This window comes from Segatella hominis, assembly GCF_004535825.1.
GTDB classification, from domain to species: Bacteria; Bacteroidota; Bacteroidia; order Bacteroidales; family Bacteroidaceae; genus Prevotella; species Prevotella hominis.
The window spans coordinates 1-9,808 of record NZ_SGVY01000081.1 but is presented as its reverse complement, the minus strand read 5'-3'; the positions used below and the strand labels follow the sequence as shown (position 1 = coordinate 9,808).

The 9,808-nt window shown below is 39.7% G+C and carries 13 protein-coding genes and 1 pseudogene; 6 read left to right on the top strand and 8 right to left on the bottom strand.

Annotation, left to right across the window (positions count from 1 at the left end; all coding sequences use genetic code 11):
* Positions 1-151: 151 nt before the first annotated feature.
* Positions 152-463 carry a helix-turn-helix domain-containing protein gene (locus EXN75_RS16435; RefSeq protein WP_134844637.1) on the bottom strand — a complete coding sequence of 104 codons (312 nt, stop codon included), beginning with the start codon at positions 461-463 and terminating at the stop codon, positions 152-154.
* A 72-nt stretch (positions 464-535) separates the two neighbouring features.
* Between EXN75_RS16435 and EXN75_RS16430 the strand changes: the two genes are divergently transcribed.
* The 5 genes from EXN75_RS16430 to EXN75_RS16410 all read left to right on the top strand — a co-directional run bounded on the left by EXN75_RS16430 (position 536) and on the right by EXN75_RS16410 (position 3,667).
* Positions 536-847 carry a hypothetical protein gene (locus tag EXN75_RS16430; RefSeq protein ID WP_227035370.1) on the top strand — a complete coding sequence of 104 codons (312 nt, stop codon included), beginning with the start codon at positions 536-538 and terminating at the stop codon, positions 845-847.
* 13 nt (positions 848-860) lie between these two features.
* Positions 861-1,340 (top strand): DUF3408 domain-containing protein, encoded by a 480-nt coding sequence (locus EXN75_RS16425; protein WP_134844636.1) that lies wholly within the window; start codon positions 861-863, stop codon positions 1,338-1,340.
* A gap of 184 nt (positions 1,341-1,524) precedes the next feature.
* Entirely contained in the window at positions 1,525-1,938 is a 414-nt protein-coding gene (locus tag EXN75_RS16420) for a plasmid mobilization protein (RefSeq protein ID WP_134844635.1), read from the top strand.
* Positions 1,935-2,885, top strand: coding sequence for a relaxase/mobilization nuclease domain-containing protein (locus EXN75_RS16415; protein ID WP_134844634.1), 951 nt, complete (start codon positions 1,935-1,937; stop codon positions 2,883-2,885). Before EXN75_RS16420 ends, EXN75_RS16415 begins: the two co-directional genes overlap by 4 nt.
* A 35-nt stretch (positions 2,886-2,920) precedes the next feature.
* Positions 2,921-3,667, top strand: a complete 747-nt coding sequence (locus EXN75_RS16410) for a hypothetical protein (protein WP_134844633.1) — start codon at positions 2,921-2,923, stop codon at positions 3,665-3,667.
* A gap of 302 nt (positions 3,668-3,969) precedes the next feature.
* Here EXN75_RS16410 and EXN75_RS16405 read toward each other — a convergent pair whose 3' ends face one another.
* Positions 3,970-4,593 (bottom strand): XAC2610-related protein, encoded by a 624-nt coding sequence (locus tag EXN75_RS16405; protein ID WP_118192582.1) that lies wholly within the window; start codon positions 4,591-4,593, stop codon positions 3,970-3,972.
* A 389-nt stretch (positions 4,594-4,982) separates the two neighbouring features.
* Positions 4,983-5,675: an XAC2610-related protein gene (locus EXN75_RS16400; protein ID WP_134844632.1), complete on the bottom strand. Its 693-nt coding sequence runs from the start codon at positions 5,673-5,675 to the stop codon at positions 4,983-4,985.
* A gap of 505 nt (positions 5,676-6,180) precedes the next feature.
* On the opposite strand from EXN75_RS16400, the gene EXN75_RS16395 reads away from it, so the two are divergent.
* Positions 6,181-6,681 (top strand): STM3941 family protein, encoded by a 501-nt coding sequence (locus tag EXN75_RS16395; RefSeq protein ID WP_246031454.1) that lies wholly within the window; start codon positions 6,181-6,183, stop codon positions 6,679-6,681.
* 159 nt (positions 6,682-6,840) lie between these two features.
* Here the strand turns inward: EXN75_RS16395 and EXN75_RS16390 are convergent, their stop codons facing one another.
* The 5 genes and pseudogenes from EXN75_RS16390 to EXN75_RS16370 all read right to left on the bottom strand — a co-directional run.
* Complete coding sequence (locus EXN75_RS16390; RefSeq protein ID WP_134844631.1) at positions 6,841-7,332, bottom strand: hypothetical protein; 492 nt, start codon at positions 7,330-7,332, stop codon at positions 6,841-6,843.
* 3 nt (positions 7,333-7,335) lie between these two features.
* On the bottom strand, positions 7,336-7,908 hold the full coding sequence (locus EXN75_RS16385) for a hypothetical protein (protein ID WP_134844630.1): 573 nt from the start codon (positions 7,906-7,908) through the stop codon (positions 7,336-7,338).
* Positions 7,887-8,936: a DUF4253 domain-containing protein gene (locus EXN75_RS16380; protein WP_167639566.1), complete on the bottom strand. Its 1,050-nt coding sequence runs from the start codon at positions 8,934-8,936 to the stop codon at positions 7,887-7,889. The genes EXN75_RS16385 and EXN75_RS16380 overlap by 22 nt, the downstream gene beginning before the upstream one ends.
* Before the next feature lie 295 nt (positions 8,937-9,231).
* Positions 9,232-9,669 carry an ORF6N domain-containing protein gene (locus tag EXN75_RS16375; protein ID WP_118141872.1) on the bottom strand — a complete coding sequence of 146 codons (438 nt, stop codon included), beginning with the start codon at positions 9,667-9,669 and terminating at the stop codon, positions 9,232-9,234.
* A 26-nt stretch (positions 9,670-9,695) separates the two neighbouring features.
* Positions 9,696-9,808, bottom strand: a pseudogene (locus tag EXN75_RS16370) (IS982 family transposase); the annotation flags it as partial.

Here is a 9,808-nt window from a genome sequence, read left to right as displayed (position 1 = left end):
CATTCGGTTGAGGTGGTTCACGATGTGGTTCATCCACTCGCTGTTTCTTGTCATTACTTCATTGCTCATAGTTGTCTCGTTTTATTGTTGATACTTACGTTACTCGGTTTACTTGCTGCATTGGATAAAGTGGCTGTTGTATATTGACAGCCTAACCTGTGCGCTTGCGAAAACGCATGTCCTTTTTCCTGTCCTCCACTACTGCTACGATAGCCATCACGTTCTCCGGCTTGTAGTAGGTCTTGTGGCTGATTTGCGTATAAGCCAAAGTTCCGTTGTCCCGAAGCGTCTGTACTGTCCGTGGGCAGATGTTGAGCGTCTGACACACGTCCTGCGTGTCGAGCCACTTGTTCATGGTCTTGTCCTCACTGCGCTTACGGATTCTGTCCATGCGCTTCACGAAGTTCTCCAACTGGGCATCAAGATAGTTGAATGCCTCTTCCTCGAATACGATGAATCCCATACTTTTCTTTTTTCTAAGTTAATACTATGTTATATGTCGCAAAGCTCCACGCATATGCTGTGCTCCACGTTTGTGAGTGCAAAGATAAGGCACGGCAATCTAAAAACAAGCGTTTTCAATTTCTGTGGCAGTATGTTGCCGGGGTTTGCCGACTTCAACGCCAAAAACAACAAGAAAAACTTGCACGACTGCAACGAATACATGAACAATGATGAGTTGAGAAATACGTTGAAGTTCTCACAACTATCTCGGTATGCAAATAAGCAAGCCACAACTAAATTGCCACGTTACACCCAATCAGTTGCATGGCTGCACTCAGTACACTTACTTTGCACCCGACAATCGGTCAATGGTGCAAACCGTGACCACTATACTAACAAATAAAACAGCATAAGCTATGGCAAGAACAAAAGAAACGAAAATGTCTCCTGAACAGCAGGAGAAAATGACACAGGAGGTGGTGGCTTCGCTTCAATCATCCACTTATGGTAAAGACTATGCCCAAGAACATAGCTCTTTCTTTGAAGAGGTGGAGAACTCCGATTTAGAAGTTGTGACAGAGAATGTGGCTGCAACAACCTCCTGTATGGAGGACGAGCTGACGAACGAGGTTCAATCGCCACCGAATCCGCAGAAGCGCATCAGCGGCAAGCAGCGCAAGGCGACATTAGAGGAGTATCAGCAGACCTTCCTCCAAGTTCCAAGGATTGACGACCGCAAGCCAGTCTTCGTCAGTTCCGATGTACGAGACCGTCTTGATCGTATCGTCCGTATCCTCGGAGGGAGACGCATGAGCGTATCGGGCATCATCGAGAACATCGTGCGCCACCACCTAAGCCTTTATGAAGAGGACTTCGAGGCTTGGCGCAAATTGTGAGAATTAAGGTCTGCGACCTTGGACGTGGATAGCTGAAAGGCTGTAGTTCCAACTAACGTGTTCTGAGAGGGAGCGAGGTTATGTTTTGGGAACCCCAAAACTCCTCGCTCCACCATGAGGGCGGAGGAATTTTGCTCCCAACGGTCGCAGAAAGTGAGTGTACCAACTGTAAACAGTATATCGAATGACAAACATACAGGAACAGAATAGGAAAAAGGGCGGAAGACCGCCTACGGGCAGGGTTCGCAAGCTGTCGAAGTCTGTCACGGTGAAGTTCTCGAAGCCAAGCTACGAGGCTTTGAGACTGAGGGCGAGAAAAGCCAACCGCAAATTGGCGGAGTACATTCGTGAGTCCGCCTTGAACGGCAAGGTGGTCAGCGGACACAACGCAGAGACGGTAGCCATCGCCAAGCACCTCATTGGCATGGCGAACAACCTCAACCAACTTACCAAGCTGTCGCATCAGAGAGGGTTCCAGGAAACCCATGTGTATGTGGTGGACTTGTTGAGAAGATTGAAAGCAATCCTTGGCGAGTATCGCCAAGCAAGTCCAAAATCGAAGCCATGCGGAATAGACAGAAAGGAGGATGCTACATGATAGGCAAGCTAAAGAAGGGCAGCTCATTTGCTGGTTGCATCCGCTATGTTACAGGCAAGGACGAGGCGAAAATCATCGCCTCGGATGGTGTGTTACTCGGCACGAATGCCGAGATAACGCAAAGTTTCGAGCTGCAGAGGCAGCTAAATCCAAGGATTAAGAAGCCTGTGGGACACATTGCATTGAGCTTCAAACCAGAGGACAAGCCACGTTTGACGGATGAGTTTATGACTAAGATTGCCCTTGAATATATGCAGATGATGTGCATCACCGATACTCAATTCATCATCGTAAGGCATCACAACACGGACAATCCACATTGTCATATCGTGTATAACCGCATCAACAATGAGAGCAAACTCTTATCAGACAGGAATGATTACAGGCGTAATGAGCAGGTGACCAAGGCTCTAAAATCCAGGTATGGATTGACTTATGGAACTGACAAGAGCAAGACTAACACTCGCAAGTTACGCAATGCTGAGCGAGCCAAATATGAGATTCACAATGCTGTCAAGGATGCCTTGAAAGTCGTAGAAAATTGGCAAAAGTTCAAGAATGAACTTGCAAAACGAGGTGTTCACTTAGAGTTTGTCTATAAGGACAAGGAGCGAACCAAGGTACAAGGCATCCGTTTCAGCAAGGATGGATATAGCTTCAAGGGTACGCAGATTAGCCGAGGCTATAGCTTTGGCAAGCTGAATGCGAGATTTGAGGGAACGGAGAACCTTTTATCAGCAAGAGCCAGCTCTGCTCAGCAATATGAGCAGGGCTGTCGCAAGAATGAGCAGGTGCCATCCATATCGGAGAGCAGCCAGGACCCTTGGGACGGTATTTCTTCCATCGGCTTGTTCGCTCCGTCTAATGCCCAAACTTATGAGTCATTCCCAAAGGATGAATCCACCAAGAAGAAAAAGAGGAAACGCAGAAGAGGCTTTAGCCTTTGATGCAAGTTACAAACCATTCAAACAACACCAGAACTATGAAAGAAGAAATGTTGGAAGCCATCTATGGCACAGTTGAGAGATTGGAGCAGAAAGTCGATGAACTTTCTGCTTCACCAAAGAACGCAGGAGCGGAAACTGTTCCTGCAAGTAATGACACAACCAGATTGGAGAACTCAATCATTGCAATGTTTGGTAAAGAAGAGGAAGCCATTGGTAAAATATCCAAATTAAGAGATGCCATAGGCATTTTTGCCGACCTAATCAAAGCGGAACTTGGTAAAAATGAACAGCGAAGCAAGTTCTTGGTTGATGCAGTCAAGCAGATGAGACAAGAGAACAATGTTTCCTCGAAAGCATTGCAGGACAAACTTGAAGTGATGAAAAATGTTCCTCAGAAGAAAATTATAACCCATCGCTTAGAACCAACTTCAAAGTATGTTCTTCTTTTCATCGGGGGCTTGGCTCTATCTCTTATCATCTCTATTTGGGGCAACCTCACACAATGGCGAGAGCACCAAGATTGGGAGGAGGCAGACTTGAAATATCGTGCTTTGAAGATGGTTCTTCCATCTAACGACCCCAATGTTCGATACATCGAAAAGAACTTTTCTGTATGCCCAAATAAAGAAGTTATTGAGAAAGTGAGAACTCATGTAAATATTTACGAGGACTCAATTCGCTATCATAACGAAATGATACAGATGGCAGCAATTAAAGATAGCATTGCTAATAGCCTATTTAAAGAGGTGAATGAAATTAAAAAGAAAATTAATCAGAAATAATAGATAACGACCATCTGGTACAAGCGCATTCTTCGCTTCGAATCGGGTAGGAGGTAAATGCTAATCATAAAAGGCAGTTGCTGCCTATTTTCACATTTACCGACCTCCCACACCAGGCTTATTAGGGACTTGCACCCATTAGATAAGCTCATGCCGAGCAATCGAGTAGGAGGAAAACGAAGCAGTTTTCTTCCTGCTCGATTCACTTGTTGCGTCTGTTTTTTGAATCCATACCTTTAGAGAAAGCACGAAGTTGTTGCTTCCCAAGGAGGCCATGAAGTGGTGATGAACGGAGAATAACACTATTCACTCTCTCTCGGAGGGTGTGACAGAAGTTCTTTTTGTACAAACACTCCTTTCTCGAACTTCCATTTTCCGAACTCATAATCAACGGCAGAACCACGGCTGAAAGATTCAATAATCTTTTCTTTTTCGTTAAGCGTAGGATTGGGAATATCATGGAATGATGGAACAAACAAGAACTTCTGCTTGACTTCATTCCAGACATAAGCATCCCAATATTCCACACCTTGATTTCCGAATTGTCCCAAATATACCAACAGATCTTTATTGCCATCAAACGTCACATCAGCCATCAGACAGCTATCCTTCCGGCCACCATTTGGGTCAAAGGTATCGTCCTTTGGATAAGAGAAAGGTATAATTTGTACAGTTTTCTCCCCTCGCATAATAAATACTTCAAAATCGAAATCCTTGGACTTGGGAGATTGTGTTCTTATAACAGCGTTAAGCGTATCTTCCGATGCAATATCTTGCTTGGTAAAGACCTTGCCCGAAATCACACTATCGGTGTCAATAGACATGCTGTCTTTGGTAGGGTTTCCTTGCCCCACCTTACTTTCCTTGCAACCGAAGATCAACATCAAAGAAAGTATTACTAATGTACTATCGATAATTCTTTTCATTGTCTTTAAATATTTTGATCATTTCATTGCGTTATTTTTTATTATTGTATGCAAAGGTAGTGCTTTTAGCCTTTAAGCCACTATCACACAACCCCTTTCTTTGAAAAGAACGTAAAATCAATAGTATTATTGCGATGATTGTACTTTTATTAATCGTTTCACTCGTTGTACGGTATTTACCCCTTAAACGGATGATTTCCCGACAACAGGAGTCAATAACATTACAATAAGTCCACAAAAGGAAGAACAGATATATGATTTGTCTGGGAAAAAGGTAATATCTACAACTCATTAAAAAGAAAAAATATTAGAAAGGAATTATGGAAAGCAATATTTGCCCATAATTCCTTTTATTTTTATATGACCCCACCAACTCCAATTGGATATAATCAAAACGGTACGACCGGTTTCCAGAAATCGCTAATTTGATTTAGTTTCAAGTTTCTCTTCCAAACATTAGCTTTAATAAAATGCTCTTCATAAACAGCCCTGTCTCGCTCTGGATAAATGTTCCCTTTCCAATATTGTCTCAATTCGGCAACCTTAATGAGATGTCCATTGGTGCATACATATTTTGCATATTCGTTCTCTGCGGAAGAAACATACACACTTGAAAGAATACACTTGTATTTGTCGCTGATTTTGGGGTTTGGAATATCTTTGAATTCTTCAATTTTGTCATAATGCTCAGTATTAGGATTCCAAACATATGCATCAAAATGTTCAGTGCCAGAAGCACCAAAGCTACCCAAATAAAACAGCACATCTTCTTTTATACCGTCAAAATTCAAGTCAGTCAACAGACAACTATCAATACGTTCTTCATTTGGTACAAGATCATCATCTTCAGGATATTTGTATCCGAAGCGATGAATGGTCTTGTCGCCACGTTTTATAATCACGCCATAATCAACATCGTCAACCTCATGCTCTATCATAAGGCTTAGAGTGTCGTCATTACTTCTCATAGAAGAATCAGAAGTTGCTTCTTTCTGTGGAACACATTTCGTTTTATTCTTATTGCATCCCCATACTACAAGAAAACTACAAAAAATGAGTAGAATAAAAACTATCTTTTTCATACTTCTTTTTATTTTTATTTTTATTGCGACAAAGATACAGAATTTCTTTTTATTTTCTGCAAAAATTAGCTATTTCCTTACTCCACCAATAGCAATTGGATATAAATCGTGCTGTGGGAACTTCTCGCAGCCGATATAGAGCGTTTCGAAGGAATCGGTGCCGTCGGTACGGTGTTCGAGAAGTTCTTCTTCTGATTCAGGTTGTTTTCACCCAAAAAGGTGCAGATGAAGCGAAGCGTAACAGGAGATGATGCCGATGGCTGCTGCCCACAAAGGAAAAGCCATTGTCCTACGTTTGTTGGGCGCAAGACAAAGGCTGTATCTGGAAAGGCGGATTAGGAGGGATTCCGCTTCAATGCAAAATATACTTTCTGTTTAATTTGGCTACTTTTTATTGCAAGCATTGCAATAATTCTATTTTACACTCGTTATTATAGTAAGAAAGTACAAACTTTGTTGCTTCAATAATGTACTTTATGTAATCACAATAAAGCGATATAAAAAGATGAAACAAAACGATAAAAATATAAAAGAGATACGAATATACCATAGCCTTTGGAAGAATATTCTTCTGACTGTTAGTTGTTTTGCTTTTGCTGCAGGTGGATATTTCATACTCCATGATGCTAATACCTCATGGCCTACAAAAGTATTTGGCGGTATAGGAAGCATGGTGTTTTTTGGTTGTGGCGGAATGCTTATGTTTATGATGACTTTGTATAACATAACTATTCATATACCATTTTTGATAATCCATGACGATAGGCTTGACATTTACGAACAGCGCAAGAGAACATATCGAACAATCTATTTTAAAGATGTGGAGCAATTTCGCCTAATTAGTATATATTCTAACAACTACATAGCCATTGATTATTGTACAGTACCTTTGATGCGTAAGATGGAAAATGCTTCATGTCTAACCCAACGTATGATGAAATTTAATGTGTCTGTATCAGGAGCAATAGAAAGCATCCTCGTGCAGAATCTGACAATGAGGGGGTAAGGACATATGCAATACTTTGAACAATCGAATGAAAATATGGAGGTCGAACTGCAATTAATAATTGTGCTGTTGAGTTTTTATAGCACAAGACAAATACTTTATTGAAAAGCGGATTAGGAGAGATTCCGCTTCAATAAACAATATAGTCCTTGGATACTTTTACATTTTACTAATATCATCATCAAGTTGTTTCCTCCAGATTAAAGTTCCGATACCAGAAAAGATGAACGTGAAAATTAAAGCTGCTTGGGCATAACCGACAGGCAAATAATCTCCTTCAAAAAAAAGATAATCAGTTTTTGAAGAATAGTATAATTTAGGAAAATACCCTGACTTTATCTTGTCCAAAATTCGATCTCCCGTATGTAATGCATATTGTTTTGATTTATAGGTTATAAGAATTGTATTTGAACTCTTATAGTTACTTTTTTCCTTAAATCCATTATATGTATAACCAGTAATAGGCTCCTGTGTTTTTTCTATATAGTTGCCGTATAAATGGCATAGATACAAAACAAGAGTTAAAACTAATCCTGTGCAAAAAATTGTCTTAAATAATGTTTTAATCTTCATATTTATAAAATTATTAAAATCCTTAAAAATCTTTTCTCCATTGTCTGCTTCTTTTTCTATGGCTGTTTTATATTGCATTAATTATTTGTTTTTAGGAGATATATCCTTGATAATGTTTATACCATAAAGACCTTTAACAAAAGTGACACATACAGAATCACCTTGATTGATTTTTTTGAAAACTTTTGAATCATCCAGACGAAATGTTTCTTGGTTGTCTATAAATTTCAAGTTCACGTAGTATTTTGAAAGTCCCCAACTACGATAACCACCACGTTTTTGAATATATCTCTTACCAACAACGTATGCGTCAAGATGGTACGTATGGGAACTGGTGAACCAATAATTTGTTGTATAGAACAAGACACACAAAACACCAGTAACCACTATTCCAAAGCAACATCCCAATACAACTTGAAGAAATATAGATTTTTTCTTAATCCCAAATTTAGCAAAGAATATGAGGATTGTTACTACTGGAATAATACCCCATATCCACATTGGGATACAAATGATGGTATGTGTAATAATACTGTGAATATAATCATATAACGTGGAGAATGTAATTATACAAATGGCATATGACAACCATCTGTATGTTTTCTTCTTCCAAATGCGTTTTATAAGTTTACCTAATCCCACCAAAAACACCATACTGTCGATTTTTTTAGTTCAGCTGCAAGCGATGTAAGATTTTCTCCTTGGAAAATGGTATCGTCACAATACCCCATGTGCTCCTCTGCAAGAGGCATCGTGTCACCTGTCACAGGCTTTGGCAAATAATATTGTATCATATCATTTGAGATATGGGCTACTACCGCTCCATATTTCTCGTACCAGTATTTTGCTACAGCCATGTGCTCCTCTGCAGTAGGACACTCATTCCATTCACCCATTGGAATATAAGCGAAAACTTTCCAAGGTTCTTTTACGGGAACTTCCACAAGATAAACATGGCTTTCATCACTAATACCGAAATCATCTATAGGTGGGAGGTTTTCATCATTTCCGACTACTTTAACATTCCAATCTTCTTCATCATTCCAATCTTCTTTTACCGCTTCAAAGCGGTTGCAAAGGAATGTTTGGCCATCAACAGGATTAGAGCTTAATACGCTTGATTTCCATACACTAAACTTTGCCTTATCGAACCACTCAGACTTTTCGTCAAGACTGTCATAAAAGCAATCATCTATTTCCAATAATATAGGGCAAAAGCCATTCATCTTTCCCCGCTCGTAAGCATCCAACCACAACTGTTTTATCTTATCAAGTTTATTGTCTATTTGGGTAATTTTGCAACCATAAAGCAACTCTTCAATAGGCATTTGCTGTGGCTCTTGGTTTTCTTGTTCTATCGTTTTCATTTTTTGATATGAAATTCGATAGATATGAACCAACTTAAAGAATCTCCATGCCAAGAAAGCGCAAACAATTATGGGAGTGTAGAATTGGCTGCCGCTCATTATTCGAGCAATCAACAACGCTATACACAGCACAAGCAAGACTCCCCATATAATCAGTTGCTTGCTTAGAATACGGCACACACCACGCCAATCATCAGCATCTATGAGATCGTTCAAATCATTGCCCATTTTGTTCTCAGCCTTTTTCTTCCATCTGTACGCCAAAGCGAAAACAATAACAACGGCAAGTATTACGATAAATAATGTCTGTTGCATAATCATTTTTTCTGTATGTTTATTATAAAAATCTGCGTAAAAATATAATTAAGAATATCACAAAAAGAATAAAGCCACATCCCCATGCCCGATTTGACATTTCATTTTCAAAATTAGATAATTCTGTTGTTTTTTTCGATTTACTACCTTCATAAAGGGTTCGGTAAGAAATCTTGCGATGCCTAAAAAGCGTAGCCATAGATAACGTAAGCCTGTACCGATACGAAGAATAATAATATTACTCAAATAATATCTGAAAAGTTCTTCCATATTCAATAGAAACTCTGATTTTTTCTTATCCCCTGTTGATTCTTTCCACCAATTCGTCTGGTGTAAGTATCTCCATTTTGGAGAAACCAAACCACTTTTTGCCTAAGTCCTTAATGGATGCACCTATGTGATATACATCATCGTCTATACAAAGGAAGCGGTCTTCTATACGCTTGTCGGATTCTTGCAAGTGTTGCTGCATTTCCAATTGATGGTACTCCATTGTTGAAAGACGTTGGAAAGCTTCTGCATTTGTCACCATGAAACGTCTTATTGCAACAAATGCATCCATAATACGTATGCTTATACGAATAACCGTTTCACTTCTGAGAACAGTAGAGAGCATTGCTACTCCCTGTTCTGTAAAAGCATATGAGCGAACTGTTGAGTGCTTCAAACTATTGAACTGGTCACAATTTGCGACCAGTTCTCCTTTATCTTGATGTTCTATATTATCTGCCATATTTCTATCTTTACCCGTTGGCGGAATTAATTTAGCGCATACTTAACCCTGCCAACCGGTCTGTTGTTTACATAATTAATATATTGCAAGACTGTAAATGCGCTGATTTTCCCGATGATTCGGGTAAACAGTCCTAGTG